This window comes from Massilia sp. BHUDP2 (genome assembly GCF_046236355.1).
Lineage (GTDB): Bacteria > Pseudomonadota > Gammaproteobacteria > Burkholderiales > Burkholderiaceae_D > Telluria > Telluria varians.
Genome location: NZ_JBJUVW010000001.1, coordinates 1,036,408 through 1,057,124, shown reverse-complemented (window position 1 = coordinate 1,057,124; position 20,717 = coordinate 1,036,408). Strand labels below are relative to the sequence as shown.

Annotated in this window: 15 protein-coding genes; 8 read left to right on the top strand and 7 right to left on the bottom strand. The window is 67.5% G+C overall.

Annotated elements, in window-relative coordinates:
* Positions 1-33: 33 nt before the first annotated feature.
* Positions 34-1,716 (top strand): methyl-accepting chemotaxis protein, encoded by a 1,683-nt coding sequence (locus tag ACK6C6_RS04640; protein WP_409266148.1) that lies wholly within the window; start codon positions 34-36, stop codon positions 1,714-1,716.
* 77 nt (positions 1,717-1,793) lie between these two features.
* Here the strand turns inward: ACK6C6_RS04640 and ACK6C6_RS04635 are convergent, their stop codons facing one another.
* Complete coding sequence (locus ACK6C6_RS04635; protein WP_409266147.1) at positions 1,794-3,125, bottom strand: amidohydrolase; 1,332 nt, start codon at positions 3,123-3,125, stop codon at positions 1,794-1,796.
* A 312-nt stretch (positions 3,126-3,437) separates the two neighbouring features.
* On the opposite strand from ACK6C6_RS04635, the gene ACK6C6_RS04630 reads away from it, so the two are divergent.
* The 7 genes from ACK6C6_RS04630 to ACK6C6_RS04600 all read left to right on the top strand — a co-directional run bounded on the left by ACK6C6_RS04630 (position 3,438) and on the right by ACK6C6_RS04600 (position 13,338).
* The gene (locus ACK6C6_RS04630) at positions 3,438-5,135 is read left to right on the top strand and encodes a methyl-accepting chemotaxis protein (protein WP_409266146.1); all 1,698 of its coding nucleotides are present in this window, start codon (positions 3,438-3,440) and stop codon (positions 5,133-5,135) included.
* A gap of 217 nt (positions 5,136-5,352) precedes the next feature.
* A complete protein-coding gene (locus ACK6C6_RS04625) occupies positions 5,353-6,513 on the top strand; it encodes a YaiO family outer membrane beta-barrel protein (RefSeq protein ID WP_409266145.1) in 1,161 nt (386 codons plus the stop codon).
* A 3-nt stretch (positions 6,514-6,516) separates the two neighbouring features.
* Positions 6,517-8,868, top strand: a complete 2,352-nt coding sequence (locus ACK6C6_RS04620) for an LTA synthase family protein (RefSeq protein WP_409266144.1) — start codon at positions 6,517-6,519, stop codon at positions 8,866-8,868.
* Positions 8,865-9,797 (top strand): hypothetical protein, encoded by a 933-nt coding sequence (locus ACK6C6_RS04615; protein ID WP_409266142.1) that lies wholly within the window; start codon positions 8,865-8,867, stop codon positions 9,795-9,797. The genes ACK6C6_RS04620 and ACK6C6_RS04615 overlap by 4 nt, the downstream gene beginning before the upstream one ends.
* A 60-nt stretch (positions 9,798-9,857) precedes the next feature.
* Positions 9,858-10,394 (top strand): dihydrofolate reductase family protein, encoded by a 537-nt coding sequence (locus tag ACK6C6_RS04610; RefSeq protein WP_409266140.1) that lies wholly within the window; start codon positions 9,858-9,860, stop codon positions 10,392-10,394.
* Positions 10,395-10,401: 7 nt separating this feature from the next.
* Positions 10,402-10,977: a TetR/AcrR family transcriptional regulator gene (locus ACK6C6_RS04605; RefSeq protein WP_409266139.1), complete on the top strand. Its 576-nt coding sequence runs from the start codon at positions 10,402-10,404 to the stop codon at positions 10,975-10,977.
* Between the two features lie 102 nt (positions 10,978-11,079).
* Positions 11,080-13,338: a penicillin-binding protein 1A gene (locus ACK6C6_RS04600; RefSeq protein WP_409266138.1), complete on the top strand. Its 2,259-nt coding sequence runs from the start codon at positions 11,080-11,082 to the stop codon at positions 13,336-13,338.
* Positions 13,339-13,390: 52 nt separating this feature from the next.
* Here the strand turns inward: ACK6C6_RS04600 and ACK6C6_RS04595 are convergent, their stop codons facing one another.
* The 6 genes from ACK6C6_RS04595 to ACK6C6_RS04570 all read right to left on the bottom strand — a co-directional run bounded on the left by ACK6C6_RS04595 (position 13,391) and on the right by ACK6C6_RS04570 (position 20,714).
* Complete coding sequence (locus ACK6C6_RS04595) at positions 13,391-13,912, bottom strand: c-type cytochrome (RefSeq protein WP_409266137.1); 522 nt, start codon at positions 13,910-13,912, stop codon at positions 13,391-13,393.
* A 139-nt stretch (positions 13,913-14,051) separates the two neighbouring features.
* Entirely contained in the window at positions 14,052-15,662 is a 1,611-nt protein-coding gene (locus ACK6C6_RS04590; protein ID WP_409266136.1) for a DUF4139 domain-containing protein, read from the bottom strand.
* A gap of 104 nt (positions 15,663-15,766) precedes the next feature.
* Positions 15,767-16,276 (bottom strand): gluconokinase, encoded by a 510-nt coding sequence (locus ACK6C6_RS04585; RefSeq protein WP_409266134.1) that lies wholly within the window; start codon positions 16,274-16,276, stop codon positions 15,767-15,769.
* Between the two features lie 19 nt (positions 16,277-16,295).
* The gene (locus ACK6C6_RS04580) at positions 16,296-16,919 is read right to left on the bottom strand and encodes a DUF6624 domain-containing protein (protein WP_409266133.1); all 624 of its coding nucleotides are present in this window, start codon (positions 16,917-16,919) and stop codon (positions 16,296-16,298) included.
* Positions 16,916-17,398, bottom strand: coding sequence for a DUF3592 domain-containing protein (locus tag ACK6C6_RS04575; protein WP_036214221.1), 483 nt, complete (start codon positions 17,396-17,398; stop codon positions 16,916-16,918). Before ACK6C6_RS04575 ends, ACK6C6_RS04580 begins: the two co-directional genes overlap by 4 nt.
* A 133-nt stretch (positions 17,399-17,531) precedes the next feature.
* Positions 17,532-20,714, bottom strand: a complete 3,183-nt coding sequence (locus ACK6C6_RS04570; protein ID WP_409266132.1) for an error-prone DNA polymerase — start codon at positions 20,712-20,714, stop codon at positions 17,532-17,534.
* Positions 20,715-20,717: the final 3 nt, after the last annotated feature.

Below are 20,717 nucleotides of genomic sequence, written 5' to 3'. Positions count from 1 at the left end.
TGTTTCCCATTGGTATGTTTGGCAGAGTCAGTTATGCGCACTTTTAACAATCTCGGCATCGGCATCCGCCTGGCCGTCGGCTTTACCCTCACCCTCGTCATGGCGGTCCTGATTGCCGGCTCCGGCATGTGGCGCCTCGAACAGGTTTCCAGCGCCGCCCGCGACACCCTGGCAGCGCCGCTCACCAAGGAACGGCTGATCACCGAGTGGCATACCCAGATCTTCGCTGCCGTGCGCCGCACCGCTGCCATCGTCAAGAGCAGCGATCCCTCGTTGACCGGCTATTTCAAGGAAGACGCCGCTGCCACCGCCAAGACCTCCGCCGACCTGGTCAAGCAGATCGAACCGCTGATCGCGGGCGAGCAGGAAAGCGCACTGTTCAAGCGCATCACCGAACAGCGCAAGCTGTACGGCGCCGCGCGCGACAACGCCATCAAGGCCAAGGCCGAGGGCAACCAGGAACTGGCCGACCAGATCCTGGATCAGTCCTTCACTCCGGCCGCCAAGGCCTACCAGGAATCGATCCATGAACTGGTCGCGATGCAGCGCGCCCACATCACCGCCACCGCTGCCGGCATCGATGCGACCGCCACCCGCGGCCAGATGATCATCGCCGGCCTGACGGCGGGCGCCGTGTTGCTCGGCGCGCTGTTCTCGTGGATGCTCACGCGCGGCATCACGCGCCCGATCCGCGCCGCCGTGCAGGCCGCCGAGACCGTGGCTGCGGGTGACCTGAGCAGCCGCATCGACGCCGACACGAAGGACGAGACCGGCGCCCTCCTGCGCGCCCTCGGCCACATGAACGACAGCTTGGTGAAAATCGTCAGCGAGGTGCGCAGCGGCACCGACACCATCGCCACCGCATCCGGCGAGATCAGCGCCGGCAGCCTCGATTTGTCGAGCCGCACCGAACAGCAGGCAGCCTCGCTGGAAGAGACCGCTGCCTCGATGGAAGAGCTCACGGGGACGGTGCGCCAGAACGCCGACAACGCGCGCCAGGCCAACCAGCTAGCGATCACCGCGTCGAAGGTCGCCCTCGATGCCGGCAGCGTGGTGGACCAGGTCATCGCCACCATGGGTTCGATCAACGACTCCTCGAAGAAGATCGTCGACATCATCGGCGTGATCGACGGTATCGCCTTCCAGACCAACATCCTGGCCCTGAACGCGGCTGTGGAAGCGGCACGCGCCGGTGAGCAGGGCCGCGGCTTCGCGGTGGTGGCGTCGGAGGTGCGCACCCTGGCACAGCGCTCGGCGGCGGCCGCCAAGGAGATCAAGACCTTGATCGGCGCCTCGGTCGAGAAGGTCGAAGCCGGCACCCGACTGGTGGACCAGACCGGCGACACCATGGAGCAAGTAGTCACCTCGATCCGCCGCGTCACCGACATCATGGCCGAGATCGCGTCGGCCAGCCAGGAACAGATCCACGGCATCGAGCAGGTCAACCAGGCGATCGGCCTGATGGACGAATCGACCCAGCAGAACGCCGCGCTGGTGGAGGAATCGGCTGCCGCGGCGGGCGCCCTGCAGGACCAGGCCGCGCGCCTGGCCGGCATGGTGAACGTGTTCAGGCTCGATGCGCAGGCGGCCGCACCGGCGCCATCGCGTTCGCTCGCGGTCGCTGCCAAACCGGCATTGCGCAAGGAGCCGCGGATCCAGGCACCGAAGCCCGCGACACGTGCAGCCGCCGAGGCGGAGGAATGGGAAACCTTCTGATTTCCTGACCATTTGGTAAAAAAAAGGCCGGACCCTGTGCATGACAGGGTCCGGCCTTTTGTTTTATCGCTGACGGATTACTTCTGCGCGCCCGGCTTCATCAGGTCGAGCAGCACCGCGGTTTCGGCCGCGATGAAGGAAGTCACGGTCGGCTTGAAGTCCGGCGCCCACTGCGGCGAGTGGGTGCCCGGCGGGTACTTGCCGGCCTGGCGCGCGGCGGCCAGCTTGCCCGGCTCCACGGCGCCGACGTGCAGCAGGATGGCCTTGACGCCGGCCTGGCCGTAGTGGGCGAAGTCTTCCGAGGTCATCTTGGCCGGCATCTCGCTCACGTTCTGCTCGCCGATGGCGCCCTTGATCGCGGCGACGGCGCGCGCGGTCAGTTCCGGATCGTTGAACACCGGGAAGGGGCCCGGCTTGACGTCGATGGTCGGCTCCTTCGGTGCGCCGGCCGCGATGGCTTCGCCCTTCACTTCGCGGGCGATGCTGGCCAGCACGCGCTGGCGCACTTCCGGACGGAAGGTACGCATGGTGAGCATCAGCTTGACCTGGTCCGGCACCACGTTGGCCTGGGTGCCGCCGTTGATGCTGCCGACGGTGATTACGACCGGGTCAGCCGGGTTGTTCTCGCGCGAGACCAGGGTCTGCAGCGCCATCACGATACGCGCCGACATCACGACCGGGTCGCGGGTCTCGTGCGGGGTGGCGCCGTGGCCGCCCTGGCCATGGATGGTGATGGTGACGGTGTCGGCCGAAGCGCGGAACGGGCCGGCGCGGTAGCCCACGTGGCCGGCCGGCAGCGTGCCTTCGTCGTGCATCGACAGCGCGTAGTCAGGCTTCGGGAAGCGCGTGAACAGGCCGTCCTTGAGCATGGCGAGGGCGCCGGTCAGCGGCTCTTCGGCCGGCTGGCCGACCAGCATCAGGGTGCCGCTCCAGGCCTTGCGGTTGTCCGCCATCAGCTTGGCGGTGGCGTACCAGGCCGACATGTGGACGTCGTGGCCGCAGGCATGCATGGTCGACACGGTTTCGCCGGCCGCGTTCTTCTGGGTGTGGGCGCTGGCGAACGGCAGGCCGGTCTTTTCCTGGACCGGCAGGCCGTCCATTTCGGTACGCAGCATCACGGTCGGGCCGGGGCCGTTCTTCAGGATCGCGACCACGCCGGTGCCGCCGACGCCGGTGGTCACGTCGAAGCCCAGCGCCTTGGCACGCTCGGCGAGCTTCTTCGCGGTCTGGTGCTCCTGGAAGGCCAGCTCCGGCGTGCGGTGCAGGTCCTGGTACAGGGCTTCGACCGACGGGAACATCTTGTCGAGCTGGGCGCGCATTTCCGGCGGCAGGCCGGCGGCGTGGGCGGAACTGGCGGCGAAGGCACCGGCCAGCACGAGTTGTCGGATGAGACGGGCGGATTGTTTCATGAATCTTCTCGAAAAACGGGGGGAACGGAGGCGACTCCGATGGACTGTACTGGCAATCATCGGGGCCGGAACCATAACAGACGCATTTCCATGCGGCAATATTTAACAATTAACATAGGTAGTTCTACGTAACAAAAGTGTCGTAAAAATTTCTCATATTCATTTTTTATTTCTACAGAGAATTGATTTACACGTAAAATCCGTCCCCTCAAGTGATGTCGGACTATTCCTACGCGCCGCACGTGCCACGCCTTCAACGTCGCCTGCAGCCGCCGGCGTTCACGCCACCCTCGAATACCAAAGGACGATGTAATGGGTTTCATCTCGAATATTCGCATTGGACGACGCCTGGGTCTCGGCTTTGCCGTGATCCTGGCGATGACGCTCTTGATCGCCGTGGCCGGCATCTCGCGCATGAACGACGTGGCGGCGTCGACCCGCGACATGATGGCGGCGCCCCTGACCAAGGAGCGCCTGATCACCGACTGGTACAGCCTGAACTTCGCCTCGATCCGCCGCACCGCCGCGATCGTCAAGAGCGCCGACCCGGAACTCGGCCCCTACTTCAAGGAAGACGCCGCCGCCTCGGTCAAAAAGGCAGCCGAACTGCTCAAGCAGATCGAGCCGCTGATCGCGGGTGAAAAGGAAAAGGCGCTGTTCGCCAAGATCCTGGAACAGCGCAAGACCTACAGCGCCTCGCGCGATGGCGCGGTCAAGGCCAAGGCCGACGGCAATGCCGAGGAAGCCGCGCGCATCCTCGAGCAGGGCTTCACGCCGGCGGCGCAGAAGTACCAGGACCTGCTGCACGAGCTGGTGCTCATGCAGCGCAACAGCATCGACCAGACCGCCAAGGCGATCGACGAGAGCGCGCGCCACAACAGCACCGTCATCAGCGTGCTGGCCGCCGGCGCGGTGCTGCTCGGCGCCGCCCTGTCGTGGCTGCTCACTACCGGCATCACCCGTCCGATCCATGCCGCAGTGCAGGCTGCCGAGACCGTGGCCGCGGGTGACCTGACCGGTCGCATCGAAGCCGACACGAAGGACGAGACCGGCGCCCTGCTGCGCGCCCTGCGCAACATGAACGACAGCCTGGTGAAGATCGTCAGCGAAGTGCGCAGCGGCACCGACACCATCGCCACCGGCTCGGCGGAAATCTCGGCCGGCAACTTCGACCTGTCGGCACGTACCGAACAGCAGGCCGGCGCGCTGGAGGAAACCGCGGCGTCGATGGAAGAACTGACCACCACGGTGCGCCAGAACGCCGACAATGCGCGCCAGGCCAACCAGCTGGCGATCACCGCGTCCAGCGTGGCCCTCGATGCCGGCAACGTGGTGGACCAGGTCATCACCACCATGGGTTCGATCAACGACTCCTCGAAGAAGATCGTCGACATCATCGGCGTGATCGACGGCATCGCCTTCCAGACCAACATCCTGGCCCTGAACGCGGCCGTGGAAGCGGCGCGCGCCGGCGAGCAGGGCCGCGGCTTCGCGGTGGTGGCGTCGGAAGTGCGTACCCTGGCCCAGCGCTCCGCCGCCGCGGCGAAGGAGATCAAGACCCTGATCGGCGACTCGGTCGAGAAGGTCGAAGCCGGCACCAGGCTGGTGGACCAGACTGGCGACACCATGGAGCAAGTGGTCACCTCGATCCGCCGCGTCACCGACATCATGGCCGAGATCGCATCGGCCAGCCAGGAACAGACCGGCGGCATCGAGCAGGTCAACCAGGCCATCGGCCAGATGGACCAGGTGACCCAGCAGAACGCAGCGCTGGTCGAAGAGTCGGCAGCAGCAGCGGCCTCGATGCAGGACCAGGCCGCCCGCCTGGCCCAGGTGGTCGGCGTGTTCAAGCTGGACGCCCAGGCTCCGGTCGCCACGACCGCAGTCGCCACTGCCGCGTCGCGCAGCCTGGCGCTTCCGGCCAAGCCGGCGGCGCGGGTTGCGAAACCGGCGCCGGCAAATGCACGTGCCGCCGCGCGTACCGAAGCCGAGGAATGGGAAACCTTCTGAGTCTGCGTAAAAAATGATGAAAACGCCCGGCCAAGCGCCGGGCGTTTCGTTTAGGTCCTTTCCAATTCGCAAATCCACGTGTCAAATTGGCCATGATTTGACGATTTTGCGCGACACTCGGGCGCAGCCCCCCTGTTGTTTCCTTGACGCACTATCCATGCTCGGGCAAAGTTTTGTCTGCCGCGGCCCCGTCCGTTTCCGTTTCCCTCACCGCCCCATGCCCGTCGATTACCAGCAGCCTCCCGCCGAAGTCGCCCAGGTCCAGCCTGCCGCCGCCCCGTTCGAACAACAGTACGAGGAGGCGCGCAGGCTCGCCAACTCGGGCCAGCCCGAACTGGCGCTGGCCGCTTATAACGCCCTGCTAGCGCGCTCGCCAGGCAACGTGGACGTACTGCTCGGGCGCGGTATCCTGCTCAGCCGCCTGGAGCGCTGGAGCGAGGCCGAGGCCGACCTGAAGGCCGCTGCCAAGGCCTCGCCGGAATATGCCGACGTCTGGTTCGCGCTCGGCAGGCTGTACCAATGGCAGGACCGGCCGGCGCAGGCCGCCGAGGCCTATGGTCGCGCCGCCGCGCTGCGTCCCGGCGATGCCGCCACCCTGGCGGCGCATGCCCAGGCGCTGCGCGCCTTGCAGCCGCATCCGCACCCGTCGCCCCAGCCGTTCACCGGCAATCCTGAAGCCGCGATCGCCGCGGGTTACACCTGGGCCGCCGGCCTGTCCGGCAGCTGGCAGGACGTGGGCGACGGCCCGCGCTGGAACGACCAGACCCTGAGCGTGCGCCACTACATGAAGCGCGGCTCGATCGGCTTCGAGGCGCTGCGCGCCCACCGCTTCGACCAGACCGGGCGCGCCTGGGCCATCGACGCCTATGCCAGCCTGTGGCAAGGCGCCTATGCCAACCTGCGCTACCAGCGGGCGCCGAGCGAACGCCTTTTCCCGGCCCATTCCGGCCGCATCGAGCTGTATCAGTCGCTCGGCAACGGTTGGGAAGCCTCGGTGAGCGACGACCTGCTCGGCTTCGATTCGCGCGTGAACATCTATGGCGTCAGCCTGGCCAAGTACAGCGGCAACTTCTACGTGCAGCTGCGTCACCAGAACATCGTGTCGCAAGGCTCGCACAGCTCGGGCGACCGCCTGCTGGCGCGCTGGTACTACGCGGGCGACGCCGACAGCTACCTCGAAGCGACGGCCAATCGGGGCCGCAGCGACGACCCGCTGTCGCTCACCGGCGGCCGCGCGCGCTCGGGCGGCGGCAGCCTGACCTGGGTCCACTACCTGTCGCGCGACTGGGGTACGCGGGTTGGCGCCAGCTTTGCCCAGAGCGGAAGCGGCGAGGCGCGCGAGCGCGGCCTGAGCCTCGGCCTCTATCGCCGCTGGTAAGCCATGGAAGGCCTGCCTGTCCGCCAGCGGCTGCAAGCCGTACTGGAAGCAGCCCTCGACGCCGCCGCGTTCACCCTGTCGTCGCTGCCCGCGCTGATGCTGGCCTGGCTGTGCCTGCGCATCGCCGAGGCCATCCATGCCGCAGCCGCCGGCGTGCCGCACTCGACCCTGTTTGGCGTCGGCATCGGCAACGACACCTTGTCGCTGCTGCGCTACGGCTTCGTGTTCCTGCTCGGCTCCCTGCCGCTGGCCTTCATCGCCTCGCAGCGCCTGCGCATCGCCTGCCTGGGTACACTGTGGAGTGCGCTGCTGTGCGCCGATGCAGCGCTGCTGCAGTACCACTGGGTGGCGGGCGTGCCGCTTGGCGCCGACCTGTTCGCCTACAGCGGCGACGAAGTCGCGACCGTCATGGCCAGCGGCTGGCAGGCCAGCCCGCTGCTGCTGGCCGCCCTGGTGCTCGGCCTGGGTGTATTGTGGGGCGTGCTCCTGCTGTCACGGCATGAACTGTGGCCGCGCGCCAGCGGGCGCATGGCGGGTATCGCGCTGGCGGCCAGCCTCGCGGCCTTCGCCTTATTGCCGGCGCGCATGGTGCCAGCCGTGGTGCACACCGACGCCGACCTGGGCTTCGTCATCAACAAGGCCGCCTTTTTCGCCGACAGCAACCTGGCCGGCCTGCGCGGCCAGGCGGCGCAGGCCAGCGACCACGGGACGTTGCAGGGCCAGGCGCCGTGGGACGGCAAGGACCCGCACTACCCCTTCCTGCGTGCCGAGCGCACACCCGATACCCTCGGACCGCTGCTGCGCCGCGCCGACGCGCCGCCGAACCTGGTGTTCGTGATCGTCGAAGGCCTGGGCCGCAGCTTTTCCGGTCCCGGGGCACGCCTGGGCAGCTTCACGCCCTTCCTCGACGAGCTGGCAGGACGCAGCCTCTACTTCGAAAACTTCCTGGCCGGCCAGGGCCGCACTTTCGGCGTGCTGACCACGATCTTCGGTTCGCTGCCCTTCGGCGAACACGGCCTGGCCGCGCTGGGCGAGCGCATGCCGCGGCACGATTCGCTCCTGTCCATCCTGAAGGGACAGGGCTACGACCTGCGCTTCTACTCGGGCTCGAATATGGAGTTCGACAACGAAGGTTTGTTCCTGCGCCGCCAGGGTGTGGACAGCATCGTCAGCGAGAAGGACTACGGCCCGGATGCAGAGCGCGCCAACGATTGGGGCTATGCCGACCGCGACCTGATGGACATGGCGCTGCGCCGCGAAGCGGCAGCCAGGGCGACGCCCTACGCCACCATCATCCAGACCACCAGCATGCACACGCCCTTCACCTTCCCCGGCAAGGACGCCTACCTGCAGCGGGTCGATGCGCACGTGGCGCGCCTGGGGCTGCGCGAGCGGCCGGAATACCGCGCCCAGCGCGAGGTGTTCGCCAGCATCCTGTACACCGATGACGCGCTGCGCCTGTTCTTCGAGAAGGCCTCGACCCTGCCCGGCTACGCCAACACCGTGTTCGTCATCACCGGCGACCACCGCCTGCCCGAGCTGCCGATGGACACCCGCATCGAGCGCTACCACGTGCCGCTGATCGTGTATTCGCCGCTGCTGAAGGCGCCGGCTTCGATCAAGGCGGTGTCCTCGCAGTTCGACATCGCTCCCTCGCTGCTGGCCTGGCTGTCGAAGGATTACGGCTTGAAGACGCCGCGGCAGGTGACCTGGCTGGGCACCGGCCTCGACACCGAGAAGAGCTTCCGCAACCTGCACGCGATCCCGCTCAAGCAGACCAGGACCGAGATGAGCGACTTCGTTTCCGGCACGGCCTATCTCGCGCAAGGCAAGCTGTACATGCTCGGCGATGGAATGGAAACCGAGCGCGCCGATAATCCGGCGGCGCTGTCGCTGGCGCAGGCCCAGTTCCACGCCTTCCTGAAGGCGAATCGCCAGGCTGGTACCAGCACGGTGCTGGCGCCCGAAGGCGGAGCGCTCGCCGGCTGGGGCGGCGAGCGCAGCCTGCACGGCACGCCGCTGGTACAGCAGGCCGGTGACGTCGCCGTGCGCGGCCTGCGCCCGCGTCCCGACGCCAAGCGCCTGGCGATCGAAGCCACCTTCAGCAACAGCGCCGCCACCGAGTCGCGCGCCTTTGCGCCGCTGCTCGTCATCGCCGACGCGCATGGTGTCGAGATCGGCGAAACCACCGGCGAGGCGCGCCGGCTGGGCGCAGGCGAGTCGGCCTCGATCACGCTGCGCGCGAACCTGCCGCGCCTCCCGTCCGGCACCTACTATATTTCCGTGATCCCCTCCCATCCCGACACCGGCCGCGCGATCGGCGTCGGTCAATACCACGTGGAACTGAAACTGTGAAGCATACCCTCGCCTGCCTGGCGCTGATGCTGGCCTGCGCCGGCGGTGCCGCCCATGCCTCCGATGCAGCCGCTCCGCGCGCGATCTGGACCTGGGAAGAAGACAGCAGCGCCATGCTGCAGCAGCCGGCCGCGGCGGAACGCGCGATCGCCTTCCTGAAGTCGAAGTCGGTGCAGACCGTGTTCCTGTATGCCGACGCCTTCGGTGGCGGCAACCCGATCGTGTCGAACCCGTGCCAGTACCGACGCCTGGTCCGGCGCCTGCATGCCTCGGGCCTGCGGGTCTACGCCCTGCTCGGCTCCGCCTACCTGCACACCGAACGCTACGTGCTGCCCAGGCACCATGTGGACGCGGTGGCAATGCTGCAGCGCGTCCTCGACTACAACCGCACGGCGGCGCCGGAAGAGCGCTTCGACGGCGTCAATGTCGACATCGAACCGCACATCCTGCCGGAATGGTCGGCGCGCAAGATGGAATTGCTGGCCGGTTTCCTCGACATGTCGGACGCGCTGATGCGCACCGTACGTGCCTCCGGCCAGTCGCTGCCGGTCGGGCCGGCGATTCCATTCTGGCTGGACGGCATCCAGCTGGAGTGGAAAGGCAGGCGCAAGCCGGTGAGCCAGCACGTGCAGGACACCTACGACTACGTGGCGCTGATGGACTACCGCGACCGCGCCGAAGGCGGCGACGGCATCGTCAGCCATGCGATGGACGAGCTGCAGTACGGCGAGACCATAGGGCGCCGCGTGCTGATCGGCGTCGAGACCATGCCCAACGCAATCAAGAAAGTGTCCTTTCACCACCTGCGCGAGCCGGACCTCGAGCGCGAACTGGACGAGACCCGCGCTGCCGTCGGCAGCATGCCCTCGTTCGGAGGCTTCGTGGTGCACCACTACGGCTCCTACCGCAAGTGGCTGGGGCTGGACTGAGCACACAAGGCATTTCGGATTTTCGGTTAATATATACACCGTATAAATAAGGAGTCTGCCTTGATCTCTGCACACGTCTTCATTGCCACCAGCCTCGACGGCTACATCGCGCGTCCGGACGGCGACATCGGCTGGCTGCTGCAGCGCGACGCCCCGGACGAAGACCATGGCTACGGCGACTTCATCGCCGACAAGGACGTCATCGTGATGGGACGCGGCAGTTACGAGAAGGTGCTGGGCTTCGATTCCTGGCCCTATGACCGGCCGGTGCTGGTGCTGTCGAAGCAGTTGGCGGGCGCGCTGGTACCGGAGGCGCTGCGCGGAAAAGTTCGCTTCTCGGACGCCGCGCCGACACAGGCCATGGCGGAACTCGCATCCCAGGGTGTACATCGGGTGTATGTCGATGGCGGGCAGTTGGTGCAGTCCTTCATCCGCGCCGGGCTGGTCGAGGACATGGTGCTCAGCACCGTGCCGGTCCTGATCGGCGCCGGCCGGCCGCTGTTCGGGGCCTTGCCGCGCGACCTGGACCTGGCCCTCGTCGCCAGCCGCAGCTTCCCTTCGGGGCTGGTCCAGTCTACCTACCGCTTTGTCAAATAAGCCTGCCATGACGCGGCCACGTGGACGCCCTGCCCGTGGCGAAGGCGTGACGCGCGACGAGATCCTTTCCGCCGCGCTCGCCCTGCTCGATGAGGACGGCGCCGGCTTCGGCATGCGCGCGCTGGCGGCGCGGCTTGGCGTCACCCCGATGAGCCTCTATCACCACGTCGGCGACCGCGGCAAGCTGCTGCAGGCCCTGTCGGACCACGTCTATGCCGCGGTGCCTGACCACGCCCCCTCCCCGGCCGGCGGACTTGCGGAGATCCGCGCCCTGCTCACCCGCTACCACGACGCCGTCGCACGGCATCCGCAGCTGACCCTGGCCATCTTCGCCGAGCCGGCCGCCTTCGCCGGAAATACTCGCGCGATCACCGAGCGCCTCACCCTGCTGCTGTCGGCGCTCACGCCGGACTACCTGCTGTGGCGCGACATCCTGGTCGACCACGCGCACGGCAGCGGCCTGGCCCTGTGCGCGGCGCGCGGCGACCGGCAACAGCTGGACGCCATGCGCGAACAGTATGGACAGGCGCTGGACTGCATGCTGGCGCGGATCGCGGCGCCAGGCAAGGGTAGCGCCAGCTGAGCCCACTCAAGGCAGGCGGCGCTACCTTCCCGGTTGCGGATGCGCCCGCCAGGCAAGGGCGCTATGATCGGCGCCGCCTTCAACCCAACCCAGACCAACCCCATGTACCAGCCATTCCCGCTCCGCCCGACGACGCGTGCCGCCGTATTTGCCGCCCTGCTGCTGCCGGCCGCCCTGCCCGCGCGCGCCAGCGTCCTGGACGAAGTGCCGCTGCCCGACATCAGCGCCGTGACCGACTACCGGCCGAAGATCCCGCTGCGGGTGTACTCGGCCGACAAGGTCCTGATCGGCGAGTTCGGCCTAGAACGGCGCGACTTCGTGCCGATCGCAAAGATCCCTCCCCTGATGAAGGCCGCCGTGCTGGCGATCGAGGACTCTCGCTTCTATGAGCACAGCGGCATCGACTGGATCCGCGCGCTGGGCGCCGCCAAGGCTAACCTGGCGTCGCTCGGCAGTTTCCGCCAGGGCGGCTCCACCATCACCATGCAGGTGGCGCGCAACTTCTTCCTGTCGCGCGACAAGACCCTGCCGCGCAAGCTGACCGAGGTCGCCCTGGCCTACAAGATCGAGCAGGCCCTGTCCAAGGACCAGATCCTCGAGGTCTACATGAACCAGATCTACCTGGGCCAGCGTTCCTACGGCTTCGCCAGCGCGGCGCGCACCTATTTCGGCAAGCCCTTGTCGAGCCTGAGCCTGGCCGAGGCCGCGATGCTGGCCGGCCTGCCGCAGAACCCGTCGCGCCACAATCCGGTGGCCAATCCGGAGCGCGCGCAGCAGCGCCAGCAGGTGGTCCTCAAGCGCATGCTGGCGCTGGGGAAGATCACCGAGGCGCAGTACCGCCAGGCGCTGGCCGAACCGCTGCGCGTGCGGCGCGACGGCGGCGGCCCGGGTGCGGGCGCCGAATACGTCGCCGAGCTGGCGCGCCAGGCCGCCCATGCGCGCTTCGGGCAGGCGGCCTACGAGCACGGCTACACGGTCACCACCAGCATCAACGCGGCCGAGCAGACCGCCGCCTACGAGGCGGTGCGCCGCAACGCCATCGCCTACGACCGCCGCCATGGCTACCGCGGACCGGAAGCGCGCATCACGCTGCCGAAAGCGGAGCAAGAGCGCGAAGAGGCGGTCAACGAGGCCCTGCAGAAGCGCCCCGCGGTCAGCGGCTTCACGCCCGCCGTGGTGCTGGCGGCGTCGCCCAAGCGGGTGCGCGTCGTTACCCGCGACGGCGACACCATCGAGATCAAGGCCGGCGGGCTCGCCTTCGCCGCCCCTGCCCTCCTGCCTTCCGCCAAGGCCGGCCTCAAGCTGGCGCCGGGCGCCGTGGTACGCATCGCCCCCGGTGGCAAGGATGGCTGGGCCATCACCCAGCTGCCGCAGGTGGCCTCGGCCTTCGTCGCGCTCGATGCCCAGACCGGCCTGGTGCGCGCCATGGTGGGCGGGGTCGACTACCAGCTGCAGAAACTCAATCACGTAACGCAGGCCTGGCGCCAGCCGGGATCGAGCATCAAGCCCTTCGTGTATTCGGCGGCACTGGAGCGCGGCTTCTTCCCGGGCACCACCATCCTCGACGAACCGCTCGATTTTTCGAACGAGAAGGCCTATGCCAACTGGTCGCCGCGCAACGACGACGGCCTGTTCGAGGGTCCGGTGACGATCCGCCATGCGCTCACGCACTCGCGCAACGTGCCGACGGTGCGCATGCTGCGCGCGCTCGACGTCGACTATGCGCGCGAACACCTGGGCCGCTTCGGCTTCGACATGGCGCGCCATCCCAGCAACCTGACCCTGGCGCTCGGCACCGGCGCGGTGACGCCGCTGCAGATGGCCGGCGCCTACGCGGTGCTGGCCAACGGCGGCTACCGGGTCGAACCCAGCCTGGGCATGACGATCCACGACCGCGACGGCAAGCTGCTGTTCGAAAGCGGCAAGCCGCGCCCGCTGCAGGAGAGCGCGCGCGTGCTGGATGCCCGCAATGCCTTCATCGCGGACAGCATGCTGCGCGACGTGGCGCGCTTCGGTACCGGCGCCCAGGCCTCGCGCCTCTTGAACCGCAGCGACCTGGCGGGCAAGACCGGCACCACCAGCAACGCCATCGACGGCTGGTTCGCCGGCTATGGCGCCAATGTGGTGGCGGTGGCCTGGATGGGCTACGACGAGCCGCGCTCGCTGGGCAGCCACGAATTCGGCTCCACGCTGGCCTTGCCGGTGTGGGTCGACTATATGCGCGTGGCGCTGGCGAAGACGCCGCAGCGCGAGCGCATGCCGCCCGAGGGCGTGGTACGTGCCGGCGGCGACTGGGTGTATGCGGAGTTTGCCGAACCGGCGCCGGCCGAGGAGGAAGCCGCAGCGCCGCAGTCACCCTAACAAGGCAGGGCGGGTGCCGGAGCTTGTATCCGGCACGCCGCCGTGTGACCGCTTATTTGCCTGGCGGCGCCGGGAACAGGATCGCCGGCCCCTTCGGGGCTACGCCCGGGGCGAGCGCGGCGGGCGCCGGCTTGCCGGCCGGGCCGAGGTGGCGCACGAAGCGGTAGATCGCGCGCAGGTCTTCCTTGTCCATCTGGTGCAGCGTGAACCAGGGCATCGGCGGGCGCGCCTGCATGGTCTGCGCCATCCTGATCCAGTCGTTTTCGCCCATCGCATTCATCGACAGGCGCAGGTTGGTCGGGTAGGTCGTGCCCCAGGGGCCGCGCCAGCCCAGCTGGTCGCCCTGCAGCCAGTCCTTCTCGGGCACCTTGCCGGCGCTCATGCCATAGCCGGCGGTATGGCAGTCGTTGCAGCCCCCGACCTTGACCAGGTAGCGCCCGCGCTCGATATACTTGCCTTGTGCCGTGGCGTTCGCCGCCGGCTGGTGCGGATTGTTCTGTGCCGCCTGCACGGCAGGCATGGCCAGGGCCAGCAGCACGGCGGCGGCGCAGGCCTTGTAAAGAGGTGAGATCATGTGCTCGGTTCCCGATAATGGCCGGCCCATGATGCAGCGAGTAGCGCGGGCGCCGGCTGTTTCTTGTCAATAGGCGACAAGATAGCCGGCGTTCGCGGTCGATGGCAGCCCCACGGCTGGGGGGATCGTACACGCCGCCTTACGGCAGGCCCTGCACCGTCCCCTCCTTCGGATAATCGATCACGTAGTCGACGTTGAAGCGGGCGGTCTCGTTCGGCTTGAGCGTGCGCTCCCAGCCGACCACGCCGCGCCGCTGCTGCCAGTCCTTCACGCTCGGTTCCGGATTCAGGGAGATCCTGGCGCTGATCTTGTCCGACTGGCTGACCGGGGTTGGCTCGAGCACCAGGATATCGATCGACTGGCGGTGCAGGTTGGTCACCACATAGGTGTCGGCGATGCGCTTCTGGTTCTCGCGGTTAAAGAAACCTGCTTCGCCCGATTTCTCGTTGCGGCGCTCGGTGCTCACGCGCACCAGCGGATCACGCCCGAAGGCCATGTTGAAGCGCTCGCTGGCCTGGGGATCCCAGTGCAGTGCGCCCACGTAGGAACCGTCGCGGCGCAGCTGCACCTGGCCCGGCAGCCAGACGCCGTCGGGCCGCGCCGCATCGATGGTCAGCACCGCCGTATCCTTGTCGTCGCGCGGGGCGATGCGCACCAGCTGCTTGACGGCCAGGTTCTGCTTGGCCAGGCCGACCGAGATTTCGCGGCCATCCGATGCCAGGTCGACCCGGGCCGGCACCTCGAATTCGGTCGTGAAGCTGCCCTGCGTCTCGATGACCGGCGCGATGTAGTCGTCCGCGGCGACGCGCGAACCCGTGACCATCACCGGGGACGGCGCCGGGGGCGGTGCGGCCGGCGCGATGCGACGGGCATATTCGTTTCGAACGTTGAGCGCTGCCTGCACTTCCTGCGGCGGCCGGTGGGTCAGCAGCCACGGGAAGGGATCGGGCGCATAGGCGGTCAGGTTCGGCTGGCCGGTCGACAGGCGCAGCCTGACCTTGCTCCAGTCCTCGCCGGTCTTTTGCGAAATCGCCGCCATGCGCTCCAGCTCCACCGTGGACGTGTTCGAGTCCAGCGTGGCGCGATAGGTCGGCTTCCAGCCGGCGCGGTTGACCTGGTAGGACAGCAGGATCTTGCCGGGCTGGCGCACCGCGACCGCCACCGTCATGCTGCGGCTGTCGCGCGTGCTGGCCTGGACCTTGGCGAGATCGCCCTTGAGGGCCTCCAGCTGCCTGGTCAGCCCACGCTTCTTCACCTCGGCCTCGTGCATGCGCGCCAGGGCTTCACTGCCGCCCTTGCGGATCGCGTCCAGGGTCCCCAGCAATGCCTTGGGGTCGCCCGCGGCACGTCCCGTCCCGTTGTCGCCGCCGCCGAGGCGCTCGAGGTAGCCCTGCACCAGCTGGGACGATTTGATCTCGGCATCGACCAGCGCGACCTGGTCCTGCAGCGCCTGGATCTTTGCTTCGAGTTCCGCCTGGCGCGGGCTCGGGCTGTCGACGGCGCGCTGGTCGCGCGTGAGCACCTGCCCGACCTGGATGCCCGGATCGGCCTGCAGGCGCACGGTGTCGGTATTGAAATTGGCCAGCAGGCCGGTGATCTCGACCTGGGTCATGCCCGGCGTTACCTGGACCAGGCGCTCCACCGTGGCGCTGCCCGGATACAGGGTGACGCTCTGGATCGGCGCCTCGACAGCGGATGCGCCGGATGCGGCCAGTGCCAGGAGGATGGTCCACTGCTGCTTGATTGCCATGGAATCTCTTTCAAAAGTGAAATATTTCCGCGAGCGTAGCAGATGTGGCCTGGCAAAAACCATCACAAAACCACGGCGTAGCAAGGACTGTGTAACGAGACGTTTCAGGAAGCGCCGCGTGTGGCCATGACCTGCTCCACCAGGCGCTGCGGCAGCTCGCGCACGTCGAGCGTGACGCCGTGTTCGTCCGGCTGGAGCGGTTCGAGGGTGCGCAGCTGGCTGTCGAGCAGCGATACCGGCATGAAGTGCCCGCTGCGCGCCGCCATGCGCTGTGCAATGAGATCGCGATCGCCATGCAGGTGCACGAAGCGCACGTCGCCGCCATCGCCGCGCAGCACGTCGCGGTAGGCGCGCTTGAGCGCGGAGCACGACAGCACGACTACCGGATCGGTCTGCCATGCCCGCTCGATCTCGGCGCGCAATGCCTGCAGCCAGCAGCCCCGGTCTTCGTCGTCGAGCGGGATCCCGGCCGACATCTTGGCCACGTTCTCCGGCGGATGGAAGCGGTCGCCCTCAATGAAGGGCGCACCGAGCGCCTGCGCCAGCCGGGTGCCGATGTCGCTCTTGCCGCAGGCGCTGACGCCCATCACCACCCATGCCGTCCGTTTATCCATGTGCTCTGTTCGTCCTGGTTCATTGGGGGATGGCGACTGTCCGCTTGGGGTGCGAAGCGCTGTGCAAGCTCATATGGGGATTGGCGCAGCCTTCCTTGAACAGTTTCGCATACTCGGCAAGTGGCGGCAGGCCGAGCGCACTCCGGCGCTCGTCGACCCTGGCGATATCCTCGATCTCGAAAGGCTGCCACTCGGTCCTGCTGACGCAACTGCCCTGGGTGCCGAAGCGTTGCGGATAGTGGGTACGGTCGTACAGGTAGGCGAAATTCGTCCCGGATGCCTGCCCTTGCCGCACCAGGGGCTCCATCAAGGCCAGCACCTCGCGCTGGAAGGCCTGGTCCCGGTCCGCGTGCTGGGCGATCAGCCAGGCGGCAGTAGCGCCGTCCTGGCCGACCATCGCGACCGTCGGCCAGCCGGATTGCGCGACAATCTCTTTCAGGCGGACCCGGTTGGCGTCGTCGACGGCGGCCCAGCGGCTGAAGTCGCCCTTGCGCGCGAGCTGGCGGACTTCCTGGTCGCTGGCGGCCATGTTCAATAGTTCGTCGCGCAATGCGGCGTGCGTCGGGCCGGCGGCGTAGGCGCCGACGGAGACCGCGAACAGGATGGCGGCGGTGAATAGCTGTACCAGGATCAGGTGCTTCATCTCCGTGCAGTGCCCTTGATCAAGATGATCCCGGCGCCCAGAAAAGCGGCCGTCAGTATCAAGAAAATAAAGTCTGAAAAATCCACATCATCAAGATACACGATCGATGTTTCCGGGTCAGAGGGATCGTAGCGGATCGCAATGCCGGCGCCCGGCTGGAATCGTCTGAACAGGGCATCGGCGACCTGCTTGTCCCGATAACAGGCTACCCTGGTCGTCAACGACAATCTGGTGGACGAGAAACGATGCTCACCGACGCGGTAGTGGTAGCGCAACTCGATACACCATGCGCCGGACTTGACCCGCTTGCGCAGATCGATTGTCGAGACTTCGGCATGCGCGACCGGCCACGACGTCGAGGCCAGCTTGTCCATGCACCTCGTGAAGGTGAAGAACCCGAGAGGCAAGGCAAGCAGGACGAGGAGCCAGCCGATGATTTTTTCCTTCCGGGGAAACGCCGAGCGCTTTCTACTACCCAAACCAAGCCTTTCTTCAGTTGACGCGACAGCAGGATGCGCCGGAGCGCAGTGTTACCGGCGCACGATAACACGTCGACGCTGTTCCCAAAACGTCCTGGTGGTGGCCTGGCGAGCGCGCATGTCATCCGGGATGTCAACAAAAATCCCGGCTCGGCGCGCGCAGCTTTCCAAGTAAATGCGACATGTCCACCAGCCGCTTGGCCACCAGGTGCCGCACCTCGCCCTGCTTCTGCCAGATGCCGTACACCCCCAGCAGCGGGGCATTCAGCACCTCGCGCCGCTGCTGCTCCACCAGCGTCGGCCAGACAATCACGTTGATGTTCCCGGTCTCGTCCTCGAGCGTCATGAACAGCACGCCCTTGGCCGTCCCGGGCCGCTGGCGCACCGTCACCAGGCCGCAGGCGCGCGCCAGCTGGCCGTCGGCGTAGTCGGCGAGAACGGAGGCCGGCATGAAGCGCTTGGCCAGCAGCTGTTCACGCAGCAGCGCCAGCGGATGGCGGCCCAGTGTCAAGCCCTGGGCGCGGTAGTCGCCCACGATCTCGTCGGCTTCGGTCGGCGCCGCCAGCTGCGGCAGTTCCTCCTGCGGCGTGGTCGGGCGCAGCAGGTCGCGGTCGGGCACCGCCCCCACCGCCTGCCACAGCGCTTCGCGCCGGTGCCCGGCCAGCGACTGCAGCGCATTGGCGCCGGCCAGCACCTGCAGGTCGCCGCGGTCGAGCTGGGCGCGGCGCGCCAGGTCGGCCACGCTCTCGAAGGGGCGCACCGCACGCGCCATCTCGATGCGCAGGGCCACTTCCTGTTTCAGCCCGCGCAGCAAGCCAAGACCCAGGCGCACCGCGGGCTGGCGCGACCGGCTTGTGGGATGCAGTTCCTCCAGGGCCGAGTCCCAGCCGCTGATGGCGACGTCGCCAGGGCGCACCTCGATGCCGTGGCGGCGCGCGTCCTGTACCAGCTGCGAAGGGCTGTAGAAGCCCATCGGCTGGCTGTTGAGCAGCGCGCAGAGAAAGGCCGCCGGCTCGTGGCACTTGAGCCAGGAACTGGCATAGGCCAGCAGCGCGAAGCTGGCCGCGTGCGACTCGGGAAAGCCGTATTCGCCGAAGCCCTGGATCTGGCTGAAGATCGCTTCCGCGAACTCCAGCGTGTAGCCGCGCTCCAGCATTCCGCGCACGATGCGGTCGTAGTATTTTTCGAGCCCGCCCTTGCGCTTCCAGGCCGCCATCGCGCGCCGCAGCTGGTCGGCCTCGCCCGGCGTGAAGCCGGCGCCGAGGATCGCCACCTGCATCACCTGCTCCTGGAAGATCGGCACGCCCAGGGTGCGCTCGAGCGCCACCTTCATTTCCGGACTCGGATAGTGAATCGGCTCCAGGCCCTGCCTGCGCCGCAAATAAGGATGCACCATGCCGCCCTGGATCGGGCCGGGGCGCACCACGGCCACTTCGATCACCAGGTCATAGAAGCGGCGCGGACGCATGCGCGGCAGCATGCTCATCTGGGCGCGCGACTCGATCTGGAACACGCCCACGGTGTCGGCCGCGCAGATCATGTCGTAGGTGGCGCTGTCGTCCGGCGGGATGTCCTGCATCTCGAACAGGTTGCCGTAGCGCTGGCCCACCAGTTCGAGACCGCGCCGCATCATCGACAGCATGCCCAGCGCCAGCACGTCGACCTTCATCAGGCCGAGTTCCTCAAGGTCGTTCTTGTCCCACTGGATGACGCTGCGCTCCGCCATGGTGGCGTTCTCGATCGGCACCAGGCGCGACAATTTGCCGCGCGCGATGACGAAGCCGCCCGGGTGCTGCGACAGGTGGCGTGGGAAGTTCAGCAGCTTGTCGGCCAGCGTGGCCCACTGCTGCGCCAGGCGCGATTCCGGATCCAGTCCCGCCTCCGCCAGGCGCCCCAGCAAATCGGCACGGCTGTCGAACCAGTGGTGGGTCTTGGCCACCTTCTCGACGATGGCCAGGTCGATGCCGAGCGCACGCCCGCTGTCGCGCAGCGCGCTCTTCGGGCGGTAGCTGATCACCACCGCCGCCAGCGCCGCGCGCTCGCGCCCGTATTTCCGGTAGATGTACTGGATGACTTCCTCGCGGCGCTGGTGCTCGAAGTCGACGTCGATGTCGGGCGGCTCGTTGCGCTCCTTCGAGATGAAGCGCTCGAACAGCAGGCTGGCGCGCGCCGGGTCGACCTCGGTGATGCCGAGGCAGTAGCACACCGCCGAATTGGCGGCCGAACCGCGCCCCTGGCACAGGATATGTTGCGAGCGCGCGAAGCGCACGATGTCGTACACGGTGAGGAAGTAATGTTCGTACTTCATCTCGGCGATGAGCTGCAGTTCGTGCTCGATCTGCGCCTGCACCTTGGCCGGGATGCCCTCGCGGAAGCGCCGGTGCGCGCCGACATAGGTTTCCTGGCGCAGGAAGCTGGTGGCATCCATGCCGGGCGGGATCACTTCGTCGGGATATTCGTAGCGCAGCTCATCCAGCGAGAAGGTGCACAGGCGCGCGATGCGCAGCGTCTCGGCCAGCGCCTCGCGGCCGTAGATGTTGGCCAGGCGCAGGCGCGAACGCAGGTGCTGCTCGGCGTTCTGGGCCAGGCCATAGCCGCATTCGGCCACCGGTTTCTTCAGGCGGGTGGCGGTGAGCGTGTCCTGCAGGGGTTTACGTGAGCGCACGTGCATTACCACGTGGCCGAGCGCCGTGATCGGCAGGCCGTGCTGCCAGCCCACCTCTTCCACCGCCTCGCGGTGCGGCTCATCGAAGGCGCGATGCAGCAGGACCAGGCCGAGCCAGGCGCGGCCCGGGAAGGTGCTCGCCATCCAGGCGGCTTGCGCGTGCAGGCGGTCGACGTCCGCCGCTTCGTGCGAGGGATAAGCGGGGAGCAGGATCGCCAGGCAGTCGGGCATGTGCTTCAGGTGCGCGTACGCAGGCGCGGGCCGGGCCAGGTCGTCCGGCGTGAGAAAGTAGGTCCCTTTTTCGCTGCGGGTGCGGCCCAGGGTGATCAGCTCCGCAAGGTTGCCGTAGCCGTTGCGGTTCTTGGCCAGCAGCAGCAGCGACAGCGCCGGACTGCCGTCCGGGTTCTTCAGGTGGAAGTGGGCGCCGATCACCAGGTGCAGGCCGGCCTTCTTGGCCTCGGCATGGGCGCGCACCACCCCGGCCAGCGAGCATTCGTCGGTCAGCGCCAGGGCAAAATAATCAAGCTGGACCGCGCGCGCCACCAGTTCCTCCGCATGCGAGGCTCCTTCGAGAAAGGAGAAGTTCGACAGGCAGAACAGCTCCGCATACGGAGGCAAAACCTGTGGTGGCGGAGAAAGCGGATCGGTCATCGG